Origin of the sequence: Thalassovita mediterranea, assembly GCA_019448215.1 — a bacterium.
Classification (GTDB): Bacteria; Pseudomonadota; Alphaproteobacteria; order Caulobacterales; family Hyphomonadaceae; genus Henriciella.
Genome location: CP080408.1, coordinates 1616735 through 1636114, shown reverse-complemented (window position 1 = coordinate 1636114; position 19380 = coordinate 1616735). Strand labels below are relative to the sequence as shown.

Annotated in this window: 23 protein-coding genes; 3 read left to right on the top strand and 20 right to left on the bottom strand. The window is 59.8% G+C overall.

All coding sequences use genetic code 11. The features are described from left to right. Nucleotides 1–5: 5 nt before the first annotated feature. Genes KUV46_08125 through KUV46_08095 form a run of 7 tightly spaced genes read right to left on the bottom strand, consistent with a single transcriptional unit; the run spans nucleotide 6 to nucleotide 5254 of the window. Entirely contained in the window at nucleotides 6–1082 is a 1077-nt protein-coding gene (locus KUV46_08125) for an EscU/YscU/HrcU family type III secretion system export apparatus switch protein (protein QYI99326.1), read from the bottom strand. A gap of 12 nt (nucleotides 1083–1094) precedes the next feature. Next, on the bottom strand, nucleotides 1095–1850 hold the full coding sequence (locus tag KUV46_08120) for a flagellar biosynthetic protein FliR (GenBank protein QYI99325.1): 756 nt from the start codon (nucleotides 1848–1850) through the stop codon (nucleotides 1095–1097). Beyond that, the gene (locus KUV46_08115; GenBank protein QYI99324.1) at nucleotides 1850–3928 is read right to left on the bottom strand and encodes a flagellar biosynthesis protein FlhA; all 2079 of its coding nucleotides are present in this window, start codon (nucleotides 3926–3928) and stop codon (nucleotides 1850–1852) included. The genes KUV46_08120 and KUV46_08115 overlap by 1 nt, the downstream gene beginning before the upstream one ends. 7 nt (nucleotides 3929–3935) lie before the next feature. Then, nucleotides 3936–4199: a flagellar biosynthetic protein FliQ gene (locus KUV46_08110; GenBank protein QYI99323.1), complete on the bottom strand. Its 264-nt coding sequence runs from the start codon at nucleotides 4197–4199 to the stop codon at nucleotides 3936–3938. A 10-nt stretch (nucleotides 4200–4209) separates the two neighbouring features. Then, a complete protein-coding gene (locus tag KUV46_08105) occupies nucleotides 4210–4506 on the bottom strand; it encodes a flagellar hook-basal body complex protein FliE (protein QYI99322.1) in 297 nt (98 codons plus the stop codon). Nucleotides 4507–4519: 13 nt separating this feature from the next. Next, complete coding sequence (gene flgC, locus KUV46_08100) at nucleotides 4520–4894, bottom strand: flagellar basal body rod protein FlgC (GenBank protein ID QYI99321.1); 375 nt, start codon at nucleotides 4892–4894, stop codon at nucleotides 4520–4522. A gap of 12 nt (nucleotides 4895–4906) precedes the next feature. Further along, a complete protein-coding gene (locus KUV46_08095; protein QYI99320.1) occupies nucleotides 4907–5254 on the bottom strand; it encodes a flagellar biosynthesis protein FlgB in 348 nt (115 codons plus the stop codon). A gap of 89 nt (nucleotides 5255–5343) precedes the next feature. Between KUV46_08095 and KUV46_08090 the strand changes: the two genes are divergently transcribed. Beyond that, entirely contained in the window at nucleotides 5344–6711 is a 1368-nt protein-coding gene (locus KUV46_08090) for a FliI/YscN family ATPase (GenBank protein ID QYI99319.1), read from the top strand. On the opposite strand, the gene KUV46_08085 is transcribed toward KUV46_08090, so the two are convergent. From KUV46_08085 to KUV46_08060, 6 genes are all read right to left on the bottom strand, one after another. After that, nucleotides 6708–7520, bottom strand: a complete 813-nt coding sequence (locus KUV46_08085) for a DUF1217 domain-containing protein (GenBank protein ID QYI99318.1) — start codon at nucleotides 7518–7520, stop codon at nucleotides 6708–6710. The genes KUV46_08090 and KUV46_08085 overlap by 4 nt on opposite strands. A 27-nt stretch (nucleotides 7521–7547) precedes the next feature. Next, nucleotides 7548–7988, bottom strand: coding sequence for a flagellar biosynthesis repressor FlbT (flbT, locus tag KUV46_08080; protein ID QYI99317.1), 441 nt, complete (start codon nucleotides 7986–7988; stop codon nucleotides 7548–7550). After that, complete coding sequence (locus KUV46_08075) at nucleotides 7989–8378, bottom strand: flagellar biosynthesis regulator FlaF (GenBank protein ID QYI99316.1); 390 nt, start codon at nucleotides 8376–8378, stop codon at nucleotides 7989–7991. A 69-nt stretch (nucleotides 8379–8447) separates the two neighbouring features. Then, nucleotides 8448–10037, bottom strand: a complete 1590-nt coding sequence (locus KUV46_08070; protein ID QYI99315.1) for a flagellin — start codon at nucleotides 10035–10037, stop codon at nucleotides 8448–8450. Nucleotides 10038–10185: 148 nt separating this feature from the next. Next, nucleotides 10186–10569, bottom strand: a complete 384-nt coding sequence (locus KUV46_08065; protein QYI99314.1) for a hypothetical protein — start codon at nucleotides 10567–10569, stop codon at nucleotides 10186–10188. Further along, complete coding sequence (locus KUV46_08060) at nucleotides 10569–11012, bottom strand: hypothetical protein (GenBank protein QYI99313.1); 444 nt, start codon at nucleotides 11010–11012, stop codon at nucleotides 10569–10571. The genes KUV46_08065 and KUV46_08060 overlap by 1 nt, the downstream gene beginning before the upstream one ends. 134 nt (nucleotides 11013–11146) lie before the next feature. Here KUV46_08060 and KUV46_08055 point away from each other — a divergent pair, with 134 nt between their 5' ends. Next, nucleotides 11147–12739, top strand: coding sequence for a flagellar hook-length control protein FliK (locus tag KUV46_08055; GenBank protein ID QYI99312.1), 1593 nt, complete (start codon nucleotides 11147–11149; stop codon nucleotides 12737–12739). 15 nt (nucleotides 12740–12754) lie between these two features. Next, nucleotides 12755–13456: a hypothetical protein gene (locus KUV46_08050; protein QYI99311.1), complete on the top strand. Its 702-nt coding sequence runs from the start codon at nucleotides 12755–12757 to the stop codon at nucleotides 13454–13456. Nucleotides 13457–13496: 40 nt separating this feature from the next. On the opposite strand, the gene KUV46_08045 is transcribed toward KUV46_08050, so the two are convergent. Genes KUV46_08045 through motA form a run of 7 tightly spaced genes read right to left on the bottom strand, consistent with a single transcriptional unit; the run spans nucleotide 13497 to nucleotide 19350 of the window. Beyond that, a complete protein-coding gene (locus tag KUV46_08045) occupies nucleotides 13497–14036 on the bottom strand; it encodes a flagellar basal body-associated FliL family protein (protein QYI99310.1) in 540 nt (179 codons plus the stop codon). A gap of 12 nt (nucleotides 14037–14048) precedes the next feature. After that, nucleotides 14049–14762, bottom strand: a complete 714-nt coding sequence (locus KUV46_08040; GenBank protein QYI99309.1) for a flagellar basal body L-ring protein FlgH — start codon at nucleotides 14760–14762, stop codon at nucleotides 14049–14051. Further along, nucleotides 14759–15163, bottom strand: a complete 405-nt coding sequence (flgA, locus tag KUV46_08035; GenBank protein QYI99308.1) for a flagellar basal body P-ring formation chaperone FlgA — start codon at nucleotides 15161–15163, stop codon at nucleotides 14759–14761. The genes KUV46_08040 and flgA overlap by 4 nt, the downstream gene beginning before the upstream one ends. A gap of 4 nt (nucleotides 15164–15167) precedes the next feature. Next, nucleotides 15168–15953, bottom strand: coding sequence for a flagellar basal-body rod protein FlgG (gene flgG, locus KUV46_08030; GenBank protein ID QYI99307.1), 786 nt, complete (start codon nucleotides 15951–15953; stop codon nucleotides 15168–15170). 30 nt (nucleotides 15954–15983) lie between these two features. Then, the gene (locus KUV46_08025) at nucleotides 15984–16697 is read right to left on the bottom strand and encodes a flagellar hook-basal body complex protein (GenBank protein QYI99306.1); all 714 of its coding nucleotides are present in this window, start codon (nucleotides 16695–16697) and stop codon (nucleotides 15984–15986) included. Further along, nucleotides 16697–18487: a hypothetical protein gene (locus KUV46_08020; protein ID QYI99305.1), complete on the bottom strand. Its 1791-nt coding sequence runs from the start codon at nucleotides 18485–18487 to the stop codon at nucleotides 16697–16699. Before KUV46_08020 ends, KUV46_08025 begins: the two co-directional genes overlap by 1 nt. Further along, a complete protein-coding gene (gene motA / locus KUV46_08015) occupies nucleotides 18484–19350 on the bottom strand; it encodes a flagellar motor stator protein MotA (GenBank protein QYI99304.1) in 867 nt (288 codons plus the stop codon). The genes KUV46_08020 and motA overlap by 4 nt, the downstream gene beginning before the upstream one ends. Nucleotides 19351–19380: the final 30 nt, after the last annotated feature.

Sequence of the window (19380 nt, the reverse complement as noted above, 5' to 3'; positions counted from 1 at the left end):
CTCCCCTAGAGATGCTGACGCAGGCGATCGACGAAGCTGATGGCCGCGGCCACAGCAGCGAAGTGCTCGGTATGGATTTCCTCGTCAATCTCAACGAGGCGATAGATGGACCGGGTCGCTGGCGGGTCGCGGTAGATCGGCACGTCATGGGCGTGCGCCACCTCACGGATGCGGGCGGCCATATGGTCGACGCCCTTGGCAACGACGATTGGCGCACGGTCGCTATCGGGCTCCCACTTCAGGGCGACGGCATAGTGCTCCGGGTTGACCATCACGACCGTGGCGTCCTTCACATTCTGCAGCATCTGGCCCTTGGAGATTTTCTGGCCCTTCTCGCGGCGTTGCTGCTTCAGGTGCGGGTCGCCTTCGCTGCGCTTCATCTCGTCCTTCAGTTCCTGGCGGGTCATCTTCAGCTTGTTGGCGTGAAGCTGGCGCTGGATGAAGAAGTCAGCGCCGCCGAGCGCGAACTGGAAGACGCAGAAGATAATGATGATCGCCGTCACCTGGCTGAAGGTGAACTGGAAGAATTGCGACAGCTGGACCGCACTACTGGCGTAATAGTTTTCGACGAAATGATAGAGAAACAGCGAGGCCAGAAGCCCCGCAAACAGCATCTTTGCGGTGTCCTTGCCAAAGTCGATCAGGCCCTTTGGACCGTACTTTTTCTTGAGGTTCTCAGCCGGGTTTAGCTTGTTCATGTCCGGCTTGATCGACTTGGTCGAGAAGGCCACAGCGCCCTGAACGATGACTGTTGCCAGCACCAGCACGACCAGAATTCCAAAGAGCGGCAGGATCTGCATGAGCACGCTGGTCAGCCAGCGGCGCGACTGCGCGCCCGTCCCGGCGAAGATGTCCTGTGCATAGCTGTCGGCATGATAGAACATGGCCGAGAAGTCGTTGAAGATACCGCCGGCAAGCACGGTGCCGAACACGGCAGACGCGATGACCATGCCCAGCATGAGAGAGAAACTGGTCGCCTCTTTCGACTGGGCGACATTACCTTCTTTTCGGGCCTGGCGTTTCTTCTGCTCTGTGGCCTCGAATTCCTTCTCGCCGCCACCGCTATTCTGGTCTTCAGCCATCCGGCAGTCTCCCTATAGCCAGCCGATGATGGACGGGACGCGGTCGCCCCAAACCAACAGCATTGTTGTGATTGAGAAGGCGAGCAGCATGATACCAGCCCCGATCATGAAAGGTGCGCCGACAAAGGCCACCATGAGCGATGGAAGCGCCTTGTTTATGAAGCCAAGACAGATGTTGTAGAGCAGGTTCACCGCCACGAATGGCCAGGCAAGCATAATGGCAATGCCAAACGCTTCGAAGCCGCGCATGACGAAGAACATCGGGTCGATCAGGCCCAGCGCGCCGGCTGGAATATCGCTGTATAGCGTCACCACCCGCGCGAAGACGGTGACATGATAGTCCATGCTGAGCAGCAGGGCCGCGCCCGCCATGGCGAGTGCGTTTGCCGTGATGGTCTGGGCTTCGGTCTCCAGCGCAATACCCAGCATCTGCGCAAGGCCGATCACCTGAGCGATGATCGTGCCCGTGATCGACAGCATCCAGATCGCAAGCCGCAGGAGCAAGCCGAAGAAAAGGCCGATCGTCGCTTCCAGGGCGAGGTAGCGGAAGAACTCACCAAGGCCTGAGAGGACCGGAAGCTCCACCACGCCGCTGGCGGCCAGCGAGATGGCGAAGACGAGGATGATCATCGCCCGCACGCGAACTGGCACGGCCTGCTCGCCAACGCCTGGCATGAAGTAGATGATGAACCCCACCCGCGCCATGATCAGCATCACAGCGCCGATCCAGTAGACGGCCTGTCCAGATGCGAGCAGCGTATCGGGCACTAAACGACCCCGACGATGTAGGGTTTGCTCCTCGACCCGATCTCCTCATAGGCGAGGACAGAGTTGCGGATGCCTTTGCTCGACAGGACCGTATGGATGAAGCGGCGGCGACGGGATGTCGTCGCGATCGACGGCGTAACGCCTTTCTGCGCGTACTCGTTCAGCTTCTTCTGGATCGAGGTGGTGAGGTCGCCAAAGATATCTGGCGGCAGTGCGATGTCAGATGCGCCGTCTTCTTTGGTGATCTCATGGGCGGAGAACTGTTCTTCCCAGGTCGGGCCAAGCTGTAGCAGCGGCAGGCGGCCATCGCCGTCCTGGAGGCGGTCCACGATCTGGAAGCCGAGGCGCTGGCGCACGAGCTCTGCGAGCTGCGGCGGGCTGGAGGTGCGGGCTTTCGCTTCGCCGACCGTCTCGATGATGAGGAACATGTTGCGGATAGAGACGCGCTCTTCGAGGAGGAGGCGCAGCACGGCGAGCAGCAGCTCCGGCGTGACCTTGCCGGGGATATACTCGTCGAGGAAACGCTTGTTGGCGGCCGCGCGCTCTGCGTCGGTGAGGCGGGTCAGCGCGTCCAGCGTGTCCATCATCACAAGGCGCGAGAAGATCAGCGAGAAATTGTTCTGGATGATTTCCAGCATGTGCGTGGCGAGCACTTCTGTCGCCTCGATTGCCGGGACACCCGCAGCGGCGAGCTCTGCGCTCTTGCCAGATGGCAACCACCGCGCAGAAGCCTGATAGACAGGCTCTTTCACGCGCTCGCCCTGAAGGTGCGGCAGCTGCTTGTCTTCCATCAGCGCAAGCACATTGCCGGGGCGAAGCGTGCCGCCATCAACCTTCACGCCCTGGATGCGGACACGGTAGGAATTTTTGGCCAGCGTCGGATTGTCCGTCATGCGGATCGACGGCAGGACGAAGCCGTACTCTTCGGCGATGTAGCGGCGGATCTTGTCGACGCGGTTCTCAAACCCGTCGGCGCCCTGAAGCACGAGCGCGACGAGGTCAGGCGCGACCTCCAGGTGGATTTCATCAGAATGGATGCTGTCGCCGATTACGACAGGCTCGGGCGCATCATAGGCGCTTTCCTGCGCCTTCTCAGCTTCCTTGCGCTTCTCGTGCTGCTGGATGAAGTAGGCGGAGGCGCCGAAGATACCTGCCGCTGCAATGAAGGGCAGGAATGGCAGGCCCGGCATGAGGGCGAAAACGCCAAGCAGGCCCGCCACGATATAGAGAACCGATGCGTTCGCACCGAGCTGGGCGAGAAGCGCGACATCGATCGCGCCCTCATCCTTACCCTTGGAAAGCAGAAGCGCTGCCGAGACAGAGATGATCACGGCCGGGATCTGGGAGACGAGACCGTCGCCGACCGTGAGGATCGAGTAATTGTTCAGCGCTTCAGTGACGCTAAGCCCATGCACCGCAATGCCGAAGCCGATGCCAGCAAGCAGGTTGAGCGCCGTGATCAGAAGGCCCGCGACCGCATCACCCTTCACGAATTTCGACACACCGTCGAGGGACCCGAGGAAGGAGGCTTCTTCCTGTTCCTTCTGGCGGCGGATCTTTGCTTCTTCATGGCTGATCGCGCCCACAGCAAGGTCGCTGTCGATGGCGAGCTGCTTGCCCGGCATGGCGTCGAGGGCGAAGCGGGCGCCGACTTCTGCCATACGGCCAGCGCCTTTCGTGATCACCATGAAGTTCACGATGATGAGGACGCCGAAGACAACTAGGCCGACGAAGAGGTTTCCGCCCATGATGAACATGGCGAAGCCCTCGATAACGTTACCGGCCGCGCCCGTGCCGGTGTGGCCCTCGGAAATGATCAGCTTGGTCGAGGAGACGTTGAGCGCCAGCCGCAGGACGAGCGAAGCCAGAAGCACGCTCGGGAAGGATGAGAAATCCAGCGGCTTTTCGATGAAGATCGATGTCGTGAAGATCAGGATGGCGAACGCGAAGGACAGCGTCAGGCCGATATCCATGACCCATGCGGGGACCGGCAGGACCATCACGAGGATGATCAGCATGAGACCGATCGCCAGCAGCGTGGTCGGTTTTGCCAGGTTCAGAAGGCTCGCGGCGGGCATGGCTCGCCTACCCCGCTATTATGGGCAGAACAGAGTTGTTGAAGAAATCGAGACAGAGCTGCGTCATGTAGCCAAGCGTCAGGAAGAAGACGACGACCACCGCCATGATCTTCGGCACGAAGGTCAGCGTCATTTCCTGGATCGAGGTCAGCGCCTGCAGGAGGCCGATCGCGAAACCAAGAATGAGCGTGACGGCAAGGATCGGCAGCGCCATTAGGGCTGCGGTCCAGAAAGCGCCGCGCAGGATTTCAAAGATCGCAAGCTCAGTCATATATGCCCGCCTAGACCGGCATCCGCAGGAGTTCCTGATACGCCTCGACGACCTTGTCGCGGATCGTCACGACGGCATCGAGCGCGAGCTCTGCATTGGCGAGCGCTTCGACCATCGCATGCGGGTCAGCGCCCGATACAGCGGTCTGCATCGCGGTCTGCTCTGCCGCTTCCATCGTCTGCTTGAAGTTTGCAAAGCCATCAGAGACCGCATTGGAACCGCCCTGCGGCTTGGCCGCCTGGCTGGCTGCGTCAGCAGCTTTTACGTTGTTGAGGGCAGCATATGCCGAAAAACCGATACCTGACATCTTCTATGCCCCCCTATCGCTTGAGAACATCGAGCAGGGATTTGTACATTGTACGTGCCTGCTGGAATGAGTTGAGATTGGCCTCGTAAGACCGGTTTGCTTCGCGCATGTCGGCCATCTCTGTGACGACCTGCACGTTGGACATCGTGATGTAGCCATTTTCGTCGGCCATCGGGTGGGTCGGCTCGTAGCTGCGATCACCCTCGGTCTGGTCGAGCTGGATCCGAAGATTGCGGAACGCATCGCCATTCTTATCCACGATGAGCATCTTGCGCTGATAGCCCGGCGTGTCGGCGTTGGAGATGTTCTGCGCCGTCAGGTCGATACGTTCAGACTGAACGCGCATCCCCTGCATGGCCTGCATCATTGTTGCCTTGATCGAATTCATTCAACCTGCCCCCTATCGTCTGCCAAGCGCCGCTCTCAGAAGGTCGAGCGACTTGGTGTAAACCGTGAGCGCCATCTGATGCTGGTCCATTGCTTCGGCCGATTTGTAAAGTTCGTGCTCGATGCTCACCGAGTTGCCATTTGGCGAGGTCGGTGTGCCTGCATCTTGAACCTTGAAGGCCGGCGACTGGCTGGAGCTGAGCGCGGTACGCGAGAGAAAATCCTCAAAGGATTCCAGCTGGGTCGCGCGGTAGCCGGGATCGTCGGCATGCGCGATATTCTTGGAGGCGTGAGTCTGCGCTTCGGCGGCGTGACGCGCCATTGCGCTATACATCTTGAAGACATCCATATTCGAGAACATGGCACAGGCCCATCATGGTTAACTCTTTGCAAAGGGTGCCGGGCTACGTTGAATAAAAGGTTAATGAAAAGCGAGATTCTGTTTACGTAATGCAGTCAGCCCGCGCACAGCCACACGAACTCGTCCGCATCTGGGGCCGCGTCAGCGATGTCAGCCCCGGAAATGTCGGCATTACGGGCGTCAGCGCCCATGCAGGGCTTGGCAATGAGGTCGAGATCCAGACCCAGAGCGGCGCAGCCGTGCGCGGCGAGATCCTGAACATCACCGAAGATCGCGTCACAGCGCTTCTCTTTGACGAGTCCGACGAAGTCCGCATTGGCGACCGCGCCTATATCGACAGGGAAGCGTCTGTCTCGCCCGGTGACCACTGGATCGGCCGGATCATCAATTATCGCGGCGAGATCGTCGATACAGAGAATGGCGCGCCAGAAACACTGCCCAGCAGCCTGATGCGCAAGAAGCTGATCTCGAAGGCGCCCCCGAGCCATGTACGCAAGGCCCTTGGCCCGCGCCTCAATACTGGGCTAATGATCACCGACACCGCCATCCCGCTCTGCCAGGGCCAGCGTCTTGGTCTTTTTGCGGGCTCGGGGGTTGGCAAATCGACCCTGCTTGGTGCGCTCGCCAACGGCGTTCGGGCCGACCGCATCGTCATCGCCCTTATCGGGGAACGCTCACGTGAGCTGAATGAGTTTGCGAAGGTCACCCTTCCCGCAGAAGCCCGCGCAAAGTCCGTCATCGTGACCGCCACTGCCAGCGAACCGCCGGGTGCCAAGAAGCGCGCAGCCTATTGCGCCATGGCGGCCGCTGAGCACTTCCGCGATCAGGGTCACCACACGCTATTGCTCTTTGACTCCATCACCCGCTTTGCCGAGGCGCACCGCGAAGTCGCGCTGGTTGGAGGTGAGGCACCCGCGCTGCACGCTTTCCCGCCCTCGACCGTCCGCACAATTGCCGAACTTGCAGAGCGCGCCGGCCCCGGCCCTGAAGGCCAGGGCGACATCACGGCGATCTTCTCCGTGCTCGTGGCCGGGTCTGATATGGAAGAGCCTGTCGCTGACATGATCCGCGGTATTCTGGACGGCCATATCGTTCTCTCGCGCGATATTGCAGAGCGCGGGCGCTATCCGGCGATCGATGTTCTGAAGTCAGTGTCCCGCGCCCTGCCACGCGCAGCCTCACCCGAAGAGAACATGCTGCTTGCCGAGTACCGCAGGAATCTGGCGCTCTATGAGGAACTGGCACCCATGGTCAGGGCGAACCTCTATGAGCGGGGCAAGGATATGGCGGGCGACCGCGCCATCGATCTCTTTCCATCGCTCGACGGGTTCGTGTCAGAACGCCATGAGGGCGATACCCAGGCCGCCTATGTGCGATTGGCAGAATTACTGAGTGCTGGTCTGATGAAAGAGCTGCCGCAGGACGCACCGCCTAGCATGGCACAAAAGCCGCGCTAGAGCAGGCTCAAGAAGAGGTTCTGGCTGGCGATTGCGCCAAAGCCCTGCCCGCCGCCAAGCAGTGTAAGGGCGGTGTAGCCGGGGGTCATTGCCGAGGGACCATTATTGACCGTTTCCATCACATGGAACCGGCGGATGACCGCGTTGACATTGTCCGGATCCGTCAGCTGCGAAAGGTCGGAAATGCCGAAGGAGGAACGCAGCTTGTCGCGCAGGATCTCAGCCTGCTTTTCAATCGGCTGCTTGGAAATATCCGAAGGCAGGTTCAGCGCCGTTTCCAGCACCGCCTTGACCGGTGGATTGCCGAGGATGCGGTAGGCGATCGCATCATTGGACGCGCCCGTGCCAGCAATATCAACAATTTTCTGCTGATAGTTCAGGCTGAGGCGCATACTCTCATCGACGTCGCCAACGGCGATGCGGAAGGCCGCCGTTTCAAAGTTCTCACCGAGCTGCTCGATCTTGTCAGCGTCAAGCGAGAGCGTGCCGTCTTCGAAGGCGAAAGTCTGCGCGAACTTGGTATAGGCGGGGTTGTTCAGGCGCTCGAGGAAGGTGCTGTCCGGAGTAGCCGCTTCTTCGAGAACCTTGCGGACGAACCCGCCCTTCCATTCCTCGCCGCCGAGATCGAAGGCCGTCATCGTCACGCGCAGGAGCCGCCGGTCGGACATGAAATCGTCCAGCGACACCGGCTTGGACAGCTTTTCGGTCATATAGGCGCGGTCATTCTTGACGCTCGCGCTGTCCGAAAAGGTTTCAAGCTGACGGTTGTAAGTGGACTGGAGAAAGCTCCAGCCGGCCAGGCCCGACATGGGGATCGCTGGCTGCACCATGGCGTATCAGGCGACCTTCGCCTGCTGCGGTTCGGTCATCGCATTCTTCAGGTGAGCGTGACGGAAAAGCTCGGCTTCCAGCTCGACCAGATTGCGCATGTGACAGAGCGCGGAATAGTGATTGCCCCGGCGCAGCATCTGGCGAAGCTGCGGGATCGCTTGCGGATCGATGCCGCGGAAGACGTCTTCGAGGCTGTCGATTTCGCGGAACAGCGCAGGCAGGACATTGTCTTCTTCAAGATCGCCCGTGATCAGCAGCTGGACTGCGTAGTAAACCTGTTTGACGGGCGTGTTCACCTCATCAGGCCGCAGCGCATCGCGGCAGCGCAGGACGCGCGCGTTTGCGTCAGCAATTCTCAGGCTTGAAGGTTTGTCGCCATTTTCCAGCAGCGCGCCGTTGATGACGACTTTCTCGCCAGCGGCGAGCTTCAGTATCAGTCCGGACATTTAGGTAGCAGTCTCCATCTGGCTGGGGCCAACTTCGCCAGAAAGCCCCTTCATTATCGTTTCGTTGATCTCGACAAGATCAGAGATGTCGGTATCGCCCGCGAGCACCTGGTAGCTGACGCGGCGCACCATTTCGGCGAGCGTCAGAAGGTTGGTGCGAAGGCTGTCGTCGAGCCCGTTTTCGGGGCTGACAAGATCTACGGAAAGAAGATGCCAGAGTTGGAGGTTGCGATCGATCGCATCTGCCCAAACGGCAGGAAGCGGCGCATCCTGCACCGCCACATCCTTGAGAGCGTTCGTAATTTCGCTGAACAGGGCAAGTTCGATCTGCTTATCAGAAGCCGTGCGGCTCGTGACCGTGCTGTATGCCTTGTGCGCCAAATTATGCATGTGCCCTCACTCGTAACTGGTAGGTGAAACCGGGCGCCCCAAGGGACGCCCGACCTCAATTCATCGTCCTTAGCGGAACAGTGACAGCAGGGTCTGCGGTGCGCTGTTCGCGATCGAAAGCGCCTGGACACCAAGCTGTTGCTGAACCTGCAGAGCCTGCAGTTTTGCAGATGCTGCTTCGATATCTGCATCGACCATCGCGCCGATACCTGACTTCATCGAGTCGACCAGGTTCTGAACGAACTCCGTCTGGCCTTCGATCTGCTTCTGAGCCGAACCGAAGGTGGTCGCTGCCGTGATCGCCTTGTTGAGAAGCGTCTCGATTGAGGTCAGAGCCGCGGTTGCACCGGCGGAGTCAGACACATCGATGTCAGCAAGAGCACCAAGGCCGCCAGCTGCCGTTGCGGCGTTGGTGGAAGCCAGACCGCCGAGATTGACATCAACGGTGCCGCCATCAGCAGCAAGATTGATCGTCGCGGCGTCGGTTGTCGGATCGTCTGCGTCCGTCACGGTAACAACGAGGTTCGTGATGGATGCATCATCAAGAAGTGACTTAATACCAGCAGCGACGTCGTTTACCGTGTCACCTTCAAGTGCGGTGTAGGTGTAGTCGGTATTGTCGACGTTGACAGTGAACGTATCGCCGGTGGAAATCGTGCCACCTGCAACAGTCACATCGACGCTCTCAGTGTCTGCAAGCTGCGAGACCGATTTGGTAGCGTTCAACTTGGTTTCGTCGAAGGCGATCGTGGAGCTGGCGTTACCGTTTGCAAGGGTCAGGACCGCTTTGTCGGTGCCATCTGCCGGATCGGTCGCGTCGGTGACCGTCACCGTGAGGTCAGAAATGCTTCCGCCGTCAATCTCGGTTTTCAGCGCTGCGGCGATGTCGTTGATGGTCTGACCGGACGTGGCCGTCACGGTGAAGTCCGAACCGCCAACGCTGACCGTGAAGGTATCACCTGCGGCGATGGCGCCACCCTTGATATCGACAGTGATCGAGCCGCTGGTCGGGATCGTGCCCGAGGCGGACGTGGACAGGAAGCCTGCCTCACTTGATACCTTGTCCACATCCGAAGCCGTGATCGTGTCTTCAGTCGAGACATAGCCTGCATCATCAGATGCCTTGGCTGCGGCATCGACAGCGGCAGTCGTCGTGAGGTCAACGCGGGAAACGTTGATGAAGGCTGGTGCAACTGCACCGGTGCCATCGCGGTCAAGCGAAGCGAGGACTTTCAGGTCATCGGTGCCCTTGAGCAGGTTCTGACCGTTCATCTGTGCGCCGTTGACGATGTTCGTGATCGTCGAACGGATAGCAGCAACGTCTTTCTGGATCTTCGCGCGGTCGCTGTCGTTGAGGTCCTGCTGGGCGTCAACGATCAGGTTCTTCATGTCCTGAAGGAGGCTGGTGATCTGCTCGGAAGAAGCGCGTGCAACGCCGACAGTCGCCGAACCCTTGTTCAACGAGGACGAGATTTGTTCGAAGCTTGCAGCGTCGGTCGACATGACAGTCGAGATGGCCCAGACGGAAGCGTTGTCCTTGGCAGACGCAACCTTCTTACCCGTCGAGATTTCATTCTGGATGGATTCGAGATTGCGGTTGATGTTGCGCAGGGTTTCGAGCGCAACCATCGAGCTATTGTTCGTAAGAATACTGGACATCAGTTATCCCCTTTTAAGTTCCAGATCGAGCCGGTGAGACCCGACCTCGAAGTTCCAACTCATGTCATCCTGACAGCAGGTATTTCCTGAACCAATCTTGGTTATGATGCCTGATTACAGGACACTCATGGACAATCGGTTAACTGGCTCACGCTTTTTTTGCGTAGCCACCCGTTGCCTTGGAAAATGCTGTTTTTCCCCCAGCGGCGGTGTAGGCGCCGACATAGGAGTGGGCTGTAGAATCGCTCACGCGCGTAACAGCCTGGCCGACACCATTGCGTACAGCTGAGAAAAGATCGGCATTCTCTGTCGCCAGCGTGACGATGCGCTCCATACGGAGTTTCACGTCAGGCACACCGCGCAGGCGCGCGGGATCTGCAACAAGTGTATCGAAGGCCTTCATAGCCTCCATCTTTGATTGAAGCAGGCCGCTCGCCTTGCCGGCCTGGCCAGCCTTGAGCGCTTCATGTTCTGCTTCGAGAAGTTCCAGCAGACTGGTCAGCACGGACTCTGGATTGGCTTGCGCACTCATCAGGTCTCTCCGACGTTTCTGGACATCTCATATGCCTCCACCGCCCGGTCGACGGCATTGAAGCCGAGCGGATGCTTTTCAGCGAGATCGCGGGCGATGGCTTCGACGGCGAACTGGGTGAAAGCGGCAGCGCCCTCGCCGCCTGCACTGGAGAACGCTTTTTCAAGTCCGGAGTATTTCAGCATCTCGGCCCAGAGCATCTGCTCGAAACGCAGATTCACGTCAGCATTCTTGTCACTGGTCGCAGGAGCGCTGACGGTTTGCGCCGCTGGCGCACGGACGGGCTGCACAGGCGCTGTATAAGAAGTCTGCGTCGATGAAGACGTGGCAGGCGCGGTATGTTCAGGCGTGCGGGAGGATGGCAGCGGCGGCGGGGCAGCCGTCTTCCGTCTCGCTGGCGCAAGCTGATCCGCATTCGGCGTCAGTACTTTTAGAGGGATCAAGTTCTGCCTCCCTGCATCTGGCTGGCCTACGCGGTTGCCGCGATTTTTTTTGGGCCAGCGTTAAATCCGCTTTTACCTGTGGTGAGGCAGATTTGGTTAAGAGAGCGCTAATCAGAGTTAACCAAGGACACTGAATGCCTGCAGCCATTGGACCATTGGGCCCGCTTCTGGCCGAACCGGCGCAGTCGCGCAGTGAGCCTTCCGAGCCAGGCCGCGGCACAGCTTTCGCCAAAATCCTTGAAACTTCAGGCCGCGCTGGAAACGCTTCTGCAGAAGAAGAGCGCGATCAGTCTGACGGATCTGGCAATGCTGCCGCACTTGCCTTCTCTGCGACCGCACATGCATCGCACGAAGAGACCGAAGCCGAAAACACTGACGCCCCAGTCGAAGAGAGCGCCGAGACAGCTGAGATCGCGGTGAGCACTGGCGCTCCGGTCGTTGCTGCGGCGAACGACGTGGAAGTCGACGCTGAAGCCGAAGCTGATGAAGCGAGCGAAGGTGAGACTGCAGTCATCAAAGCCATGAGCGGCGAAGCTGTCAGCCCGAAAGCGGAAGCGGCGACTGCAGAGCAGGCAACGGACGGCAATATCCCCGTTGAGACAAAGGGCGATGCACCTGCGGAGATAAAGCCTGCAGAGGCAGCTCCGACAGATATGGCAAGCCCCTCTGCAGTGGCATCTGATGTGGCTAAAACAGTTGAAGCGCCTTCGAACCCCAAAGTTCAGCCAGCAACCGCTGAGACAGAGACTGCAGACGTTGGAATTGTGAGCCCGGCCTCAGTCGAAGACGCTGAGGCTGCCAAGGTTGATGAAGCAAAAGTCGCCGAACTGAAAGCCGAGAAGGCCGAGCGCCGCGACAATACAGTTGCTGCGAGCACTCAGCTTAAAGGCAATGAAGCACCGGGCCGTCCCGATCTCGTCATGGCTTCTCTGAATCCGGCTGCAAAGACAGAAGGCCGCGAAGCGGGCCGCCTGAAGGATATTCCAGCTACTGGCCTGACGCCGCGCGCTGCCCGCGCTGAAACTGTTGCCATTGGCACGCCGCGCCTCGACCAGCGTGACAATCAGCCTGCCATCACGATCCCGCAGAATGCCGCAGACAATATGATGGAAAGCTCTTCTTTCCTGAGCGGGGGTCTTGAGATCAGTGCGCAGGCGACGGACGCAGGTGATAGCGGCAAGCAGGCCGCCACCCTTTCGCTCGCAGCTGGCGCAGCACCAGCCGCCGCGCCTGCGGCCTACCCGGCGCCCGCCGCCGGTGCCGCGAGCTTTGGTGCCATGATGGCACCGACGCAGGCGACAATCGTCGCTGCGCCTCAGGAAATCGTGGACATCGTCAGCAACAAGCTGGCTGGCGGCGACAAGCCTGACCGTATTCTTGTCCAGCTGGACCCGCCCGAACTTGGCCGTGTGTCGATCGAGTTCAAATTCGATGCACAGGGGCTTCAGCAGGTCGCAGTGCGCGCCGATACACCTGAAGCGATGAAACAGCTTCGCCTGCTGCACTTCGATCTCGTCCAATCGCTCGAACAGCACGGACTTTCGGCCCGCGACATGACCTTCAGCGAAGGGTCGGCCAACGGTTCGCAGAACCAGCAACCAGCTGACTTTATCGACTACACAAACAGTGCAGATGAAGACGCCGCAACCATGCCGGCCGCTGCACTGCTGCAGACACGCCGCGCCCCCGTCACGTTCGGGGCAAGCGGCCTGAACATCAAACTCTAGGAAGGAGTTTCGGAAATGAGCGTTATCAACGCTGCGCAGGCGACACAGATCGCACAGTCCGCGCAATCATCGCAGTCTGGTCAGGCGACAGACAGCCAAAAAAATGAGAGCGGCAGCACACAGTTTGTCGGCGAGGAGTTCAACAACTTCCTCAAGCTCCTGACTGCGCAGCTACGCCACCAGGACCCGCTTTCGCCGCTGGACTCCACGCAGTTCGTTGAACAGCTCGCTTCCTTCTCGACGCTGGAACAACAGGTGCAGTCGAATACCAGCCTGAAGAGCATGGCGAGCATGATCGGCGATCTGCATTCCATGTTCGCCAGCGAATGGCTCGGACAGACTGTGACGGTCGAATCCTCATGGGTGCCCTATTCCGGAAACCCGGTCGATTTCTCCTTCGACGCCCCAAACGAGGCGACTGCCGCCGTGCTGACGATTGCAAATTCGGCTGGCGAGGCCGTCTATAGCGACCGTCTCAAAATCGATGATGAGCGTAAAAGCTGGGATGGCCGGTTCACAAATGGCGGGGCAGCCGCTTCTGGTGAGATCTATCAGTTCGGCATCGATCTCTATGCCGGCGACACCTTCCTTGGCACAGTCGCGCCTCAGGTGCTGACGAAAGTGACCGATGTCGGCACCGAAAACGGTGAGCTGCGCATCGGCACATCGTCGAGCCTTTCAGGTGACCTCGGCCAGGTTCGCCGCGTCGCTGAATAGACTTCTTCTTCACTGGAAATTTGGATTGGAGAGCAGCACGCTAGATGTGCTGCTTTGCCATATCCAGAATGAGCACATTCTCGAGACCTGTTGGTACGAGCTCACGCAGGTTTGCGAGGATCATCGAGCGGATCGTCTCATAATTCTCAGGATTGGTCAGATCGGCCAGGGCGACGCCTTCGTTGGAGAGGCGGATGAGCGTGCTCATGATGTTGTCGCGCAGCTTCGGCTCCATGCCATAGATCTGACCCGAGATGGACTTGTCGATCTCAAGATTGAGATTGATGATCACCAGGGCGTCGACCCGTTCGCCGCGCGTAAGCGGCACGATAAACTCGCGGCTGAATTTGAAATACTCAACATCACCGGACATGCCGGCGCCCGATTTGCCGCCATGGCCACCGCCGCCGCCGTGACCACTCGCTTTTGCCTCACCATGGCCGGATGCTTCGGCCCCATGCCCGTCAGAACTGGCAGCCGCTTCTCCGCCAGACGAGAATGCGCCCTTCATGAATAGGGCGCCGCCCGCCCCGAGGACGACGAAAATGGCAGCGATGATGGCGGGGATAATCTGCTTCATGTCATGCGGACTCTAGAAAGGAACGATGGTGTCGAGAAGTTTGGGAACAAGGCCAGCGCGCACAGGCTCTGTCGCCTGCCCGGAACTGACATAGGAGAGCTGGGCGTCGGCAATCTTTTCATAGGTCACCGTATTCATGCGGGTGATGTCCTGCGAGCGGATAACGCCGGTTACCGTCAGCACACGTACTTCATTGCTGACCCGTGTGCGCTGATAGCCCTGAATGACGAGATTGCCGTTCGGCTCCAGTCCAATAACGCGGGCGGCGAGGCGGAAGGTCACCTGCTCGGCACGGTTGATGGCGCCGCTGCCATTGAGGGCGGAGTTGCGGCTGTAGTCGATACCCGGCGAGACGCTTGCTCCGCCCGGCAGCACGCCATTGGCCCACTCCGGCAGGCCGAAGAGCGCATCGAGATTGAAGTCCTGGTTGGTGCCGCGCGTGCTTTGCAGCGAGTTCTGCATGCTGGCCTGATCATCCATTTCGACGACGACCGTCAGCAGGTCACCCACTGACTTTGCCCGGCGCATGCTGAGCAGCGAATTGGCAGAGGTTGTCCAGAGCGAGTTGGTATCGTTGTTCAACGGCGCTTGCGGGAAGGCCGCCATGGTCTGCACCGGGGGCGGGCTCGCTGGGTGCGGCGCCGTCATGGCCTGCTGGCTGGACGGCGACGACGCGCAGGCCGCGCAACCAAGTGCGACAAGCGAGAGAAGAAGTGCTGTTTTCATTGTGCGAGCACCCATCCACCCGACTGGATGACGCCAGACACCATCTTGCGGGAATTCGTATTGATCAGGGAGACCGTGTCATTGAGGCCGCCCTCTTCCATCGCGCGGGCGGTGGTCGAGATCTCAAGGCCGCCCCGGATATACTTTACCGTGACGACCTGATTGCGGGTCACGAGGCGAGGTGACTGGGTGTTTTCCATGGACACTTCGCGCCCGGCATAGACCGTGCGGCGAACTTCCCGGCCAATGAGCGGGCTATCGAAGACCGGCGTGCCGTCTTCTGTGACCAGCATACCCGGCGTGATGACCTCGCCAGAGCGGATGACGTCTTCGGCAACGATTGAACCGGAAGCGGTGAGCGCAAGCATGAAACCGCCTGCGAGTGTAGCTATAATGCTCATCGGACTACCTCACTCTCGTCGTTGCAGCGAGCATCTCATCTGCTGCCGTGATGACTTTTGAGTTCAGCTCATAGCCGCGCTGGGCCTCGATCAATTCGGAGATTTCCTGAACGACGTCGACGCCGGAGTCTTCAAGATAGCCCTGACGGAGAATGCCAACCCCTTCGGTGGCGGGGACCAGCCTGTTCGGCCCGCCCGAGGCTTCGGTCTCGCGGAACATGTTGTCGCCCATAGCCTCAAGGCCCTTTTCGTTGACGAAGCGGACCAGTGAGATCGTGCCGATCGCCTGACCCTGGGCTTCGTTCGCGAAGTAGGCAACCACTTCACCATCGCTACTGATGGAGATACGTCGGGCATCCTGTGGAATGGTGATCCCATCGGCGAGTTCGAAGCCGTCCTTGGTGACGATCTGGCCTTCAGCGCTGCGGTTCAGCTTGCCGTCGCGGGTATAGGCAGACTCGCCCGAAGGCAGCTGAACCTCAAGGAAGCCTGTACCATCAATGGCGATATCAAGCTCTGATCCCGTCTGGCGAAGCGCGCCCTGCGTGATTTCCATCGAGACGGACGATGGCTTCACACCGGTACCAAGCTGCACACCGGCTGGCACGACCGTGCCCACCTGAGAGGAGATCGTCCCAGGCGTTAGATATTGCTGATACATGAGATCGGAGAATTCTGCCGTACGCGGCCGGTAGGCAGCCGTGCTCATGTTGGCAATGTTGTTGGAGATGACGTCGACACGTAACTGTTGTGCCGCCATGCCCGTGGCTGCGATCTGCAGTGATTTCATAGGGTCCTCCCTTGATCCACGTCCTGTGCGTTAAAGCTGGCGTAAAGTGCTGATGAATTTTGCAATCCGGTCGTCTTCACGTTCGATGAGCGCCTGCCCGGCTTCGTAGGCGCGCTGCACTTCAATCATGCGCGCGATCTCAAGCACGGGAGCGACGTTTGACTGTTCGAGAGCACCCTGAACCACGCGGGGCTCTTCAACCTGCTGGAAGCCGTCTTCTGCCGCGAACATGGAATTGCCTTCGCGGCTGAGCTGGCCTTCTGTCTGAACGACGCCAAGCTGATCGATAATCTGGCCATCGAACGAGATGGTGCCGTCGCCAGCGATGCTGACATTCGTCGCCTCTTCCGGGATCTGGATGGTGCCGCCACCCGCATTCAATACGCGGTAACCGGCAGAGGTAATCAGTTCGGACTGGGCATTCAGCTGGAAGTGGCCCGCACGCGTGAGGCGCTGGCCCTGCGGCGTCTCAATGAGGAAATAGCCTTCGCCCTGAATGGCGACATCGAACTTGCCATTCGTGAAGCGCAGCCCGCCCTGCTCCAGATCGAATTCGTGGCCTGCAAGCGTCCCCATCGACAGGTCCGCCAGATTGTTGCGCGTGCCGGCGATAAATTCGGCGAAGATGGCGCGGTCAGACTTATAACCGGTAGTGCTGGAGTTTGCGAGATTGTTCGCGACGACCTGCATTTCAGTCATCAGGCCGGACTGGCGGGCTAGCGCAGCGTAGATTGCGTTCGACATCAGCGAACCTCCGTCGGAATTGGCCCAAGGGACTCGCGAAGCCGGTCGAGTCTTGAAGACACATCGGTGAGGGCGATCTCGCCCTCGGCGGGCGCTTCTGGTGCCGGTCGCGATTCAGACACACGCAGAGCCCGGACCTGCGCGGCCTCGTCACCGCTCCGGGCGGCGATGGAGTAGAAGCGTTGTGGCACGACCCAATGACCGGCTGCGGCGTCGGCTTCGATCAGCATGAGGGCGGTTTCGACATCTTCGGGCATGCTGCGCGAAAGCCGGTTCACCGCCTCGCTGTCGCCGCGGCTGATCGCGTCGATCAGGGCCACTTTGCGCATCGCCGCATTGTCCGGGTTTTCTGCAATCAGCTGTTGCAGCATTTCGGCATCCTGAAGCTGATAGGCAAGCTCTGCCCGAGCGAGCGCAAGGGCGGCGTCATGCGTGAGGCGCTCTGATAGCTTGGCTGACATGGACGGCAGGCCGAGATTGGCCGCGATAACGGCCGCCCGTGCGAAACGCGCCTCGGTGCCTTCGCGGCCGACGAGAAGGCTTTCGCCCTTCAGCAGCGCGTCCATAGCTTTGAGATTGATGAGGAAAGCCTCGCTCTGCAGGTCGGCGTCGAGCATGCCCTCGAAATGTGCCGCGAGACGCTGACGAGCCTCTGGAGCCGCCGCAGCGGGCATGTTTGCGAGGCGCAGGGTGAGATCGTAGCCGACGGCATCGTTCAGATCGTGCAGGATCAGGTCGAGATTTTGGGAGACAGACGCCTCTGCCGGCAGGTTGCCGAGCTCATTGATATAATAGTCGACGATCTCGCGCTCGAGATCATGTGAGATCGCCTTGCCGTGGCGACGAAGCGCAGCGGCCGCTTCATTGCGGTACTGGGCCCGGCGCAGATAGCCGCGAATGTCTTCGGCAGCACTCGGAGAGCCCATGGACAGGCGCTGGAGCGACTTCACGAATTGTAACTCATGGCTCTGCGCGATTTCTTCAGCGGTGAAGCTCGTCATCAGGCGTTCGGACAGGATCGGCCGGTCCAGCCTGTCGAGGGCAGGAATGATGATGAGCGCGGCGTCGGCGCGAAGGCGCAGCGGCAGCGCGCGGAAGTCGGCAAAGTGTTGCGCCAGAAGGTCAGCCCCGTTGGCGTCATTGGATTTCAGCTGGCCAACAGCCAGCCAGACGCTGTCCTCGGCCGAACAGCTCGCAACGTCGCGGAAGAATGACAGGTTTGGCCGGCCATCCCGGTCCAGAAGATCCGTGAGCTGGCGGAGCGCAACGCCGCCCTGCCCGTGGTCGCCGGCAATCTCGGCGCGCGCTTCAGCGATCATGCCAAGCGAAAGATAGGCTTTCCCCATCAGGCGGCCGAGCGCGGTTGTGCGCTCTTCGCCTTCAAGAAAGCCGCGCCACTGGGCCAGATCGCCATAGGACACGAAGTCGGCGAACTCCGAGAAGTCGTAAGGCGATGTTTCCGGGCAGAGATAATCGACTTTTGTCTGTGCAGCGGCGAGAGGCTCTGTTGGCGTCGTCTCTTCTGTCGCTTCAACCGGCTCAGGCCGAATGTCCCGAGGGGTTTCGCTCAGGGCTGCTTGCTCTGCCACAGGCGCAGGCTGCGCTTCCTCCGATTGAGGCCGCGCAGGCCTTAGCAGGCCCTCATTGATCGCGTCCTGAACAAAACTGTCGAGCTGGCTTGGCAGCCGCTCGATCTCGTCCGGTTCGCCAGACACAATCGGCGGCTCCTGTGCAGAAGCCGCCTGCGCCAGAAACAGAGCGCCAAGACATATGCCCGTGAAAGTTCTCAAGCTGCCTGCTTCAGCCCCCTCAGTGCTTCTTCAATTTCATTGAAGGATGGACGCACCCGTGCCGGTGCGTGGCGTCTCGCCACCTCGACGCAGATGTTGACCGGGTTCTTGTGAAGGTTGGAGACAAGCATCTCGCCGATCATGGAGTAGAAGAAGTGCTCCTCGGTCCGGATGGCTTTGACCCGCGCCGCAAAAGGACCAACAAGTCCGTAGGCAAGGAAGACGCCGAGGAAGGTCCCGACGAGCGCGCCGCCGATCATACCGCCCAGAACTTCCGGCGGCTTGTCGATGGATGACATCGTCTTGATAACACCGAGCACAGCCGCAACGATGCCGAGCGCGGGCAGCGCGTCTGCCATGTTCTGCAGGGCGTGTGACCCGGCCAGCTTGTCCTCGTGCAGGCTTTCCAGATGCTTTTCGAGCAGTTCCTCGACCTGGTGGACATTGTCGAAGTTCATCAGCATCGACCGGATCGTGTCGCAGATCATGTTGATGGCGTCCTCATCCTTGAGGATTTTCGGATACCGCTGGAAGATCGATGATTGCGCCGGGTCTTCGATATGCTGCTCGATGTCGACCGGATTGGTGCGCAGGACGTTCAGAAGCTCTGACATGAGGCAGAGAAGGTCCTGGTAATCAGCTTTTTTCCACTTGGAGCCGGTGAAGGCCGCAAGCACGTCAGCGCCAGTCTGCTTGATCGTGCCGAAATCGTTTGCCGCCAGAAGCGCGCCAATGGCCGCGCCGCCGATCATCATGCCTTCGAATGGAAGCGCATGGGTGATGATCTCCATGTGTCCGCCAGCCAGAATATAGCCGCCAAAGACCATGCCGACCGTCACCAAGATGCCCAGTATTGCGTTCAACTCATCCTCCATCGCGCCGTAAAAGGCGCG

What these genes read in the sequence shown, in the direction of transcription:
- KUV46_08125 (QYI99326.1), bottom strand. Translation starts at nt 1,082, where the DNA reads ATGGCTGAAGACCAGAATAGCGGTGGCGGCGAGAAGGAATTCGAGGCC.
- KUV46_08115 (QYI99324.1), bottom strand. Translation starts at nt 3,928, where the DNA reads ATGCCCGCCGCGAGCCTTCTGAACCTGGCAAAACCGACCACGCTGCTG.
- KUV46_08110 (QYI99323.1), bottom strand. Translation starts at nt 4,199, where the DNA reads ATGACTGAGCTTGCGATCTTTGAAATCCTGCGCGGCGCTTTCTGGACC.
- KUV46_08105 (QYI99322.1), bottom strand. Translation starts at nt 4,506, where the DNA reads ATGTCAGGTATCGGTTTTTCGGCATATGCTGCCCTCAACAACGTAAAA.
- flgC (QYI99321.1), bottom strand. Translation starts at nt 4,894, where the DNA reads ATGAATTCGATCAAGGCAACAATGATGCAGGCCATGCAGGGGATGCGC.
- KUV46_08095 (QYI99320.1), bottom strand. Translation starts at nt 5,254, where the DNA reads ATGTTCTCGAATATGGATGTCTTCAAGATGTATAGCGCAATGGCGCGT.
- KUV46_08090 (QYI99319.1), top strand. Translation starts at nt 5,344, where the DNA reads ATGCAGTCAGCCCGCGCACAGCCACACGAACTCGTCCGCATCTGGGGC.
- KUV46_08085 (QYI99318.1), bottom strand. Translation starts at nt 7,520, where the DNA reads ATGTCGGGCCTGGCCGGCTGGAGCTTTCTCCAGTCCACTTACAACCGT.
- flbT (QYI99317.1), bottom strand. Translation starts at nt 7,988, where the DNA reads ATGTCCGGACTGATACTGAAGCTCGCCGCTGGCGAGAAAGTCGTCATC.
- KUV46_08075 (QYI99316.1), bottom strand. Translation starts at nt 8,378, where the DNA reads ATGCATAATTTGGCGCACAAGGCATACAGCACGGTCACGAGCCGCACG.
- KUV46_08070 (QYI99315.1), bottom strand. Translation starts at nt 10,037, where the DNA reads ATGTCCAGTATTCTTACGAACAATAGCTCGATGGTTGCGCTCGAAACC.
- KUV46_08065 (QYI99314.1), bottom strand. Translation starts at nt 10,569, where the DNA reads ATGAGTGCGCAAGCCAATCCAGAGTCCGTGCTGACCAGTCTGCTGGAA.
- KUV46_08055 (QYI99312.1), top strand. Translation starts at nt 11,147, where the DNA reads ATGCCTGCAGCCATTGGACCATTGGGCCCGCTTCTGGCCGAACCGGCG.
- KUV46_08050 (QYI99311.1), top strand. Translation starts at nt 12,755, where the DNA reads ATGAGCGTTATCAACGCTGCGCAGGCGACACAGATCGCACAGTCCGCG.
- KUV46_08045 (QYI99310.1), bottom strand. Translation starts at nt 14,036, where the DNA reads ATGAAGCAGATTATCCCCGCCATCATCGCTGCCATTTTCGTCGTCCTC.
- KUV46_08040 (QYI99309.1), bottom strand. Translation starts at nt 14,762, where the DNA reads ATGAAAACAGCACTTCTTCTCTCGCTTGTCGCACTTGGTTGCGCGGCC.
- flgA (QYI99308.1), bottom strand. Translation starts at nt 15,163, where the DNA reads ATGAGCATTATAGCTACACTCGCAGGCGGTTTCATGCTTGCGCTCACC.
- flgG (QYI99307.1), bottom strand. Translation starts at nt 15,953, where the DNA reads ATGAAATCACTGCAGATCGCAGCCACGGGCATGGCGGCACAACAGTTA.
- KUV46_08025 (QYI99306.1), bottom strand. Translation starts at nt 16,697, where the DNA reads ATGTCGAACGCAATCTACGCTGCGCTAGCCCGCCAGTCCGGCCTGATG.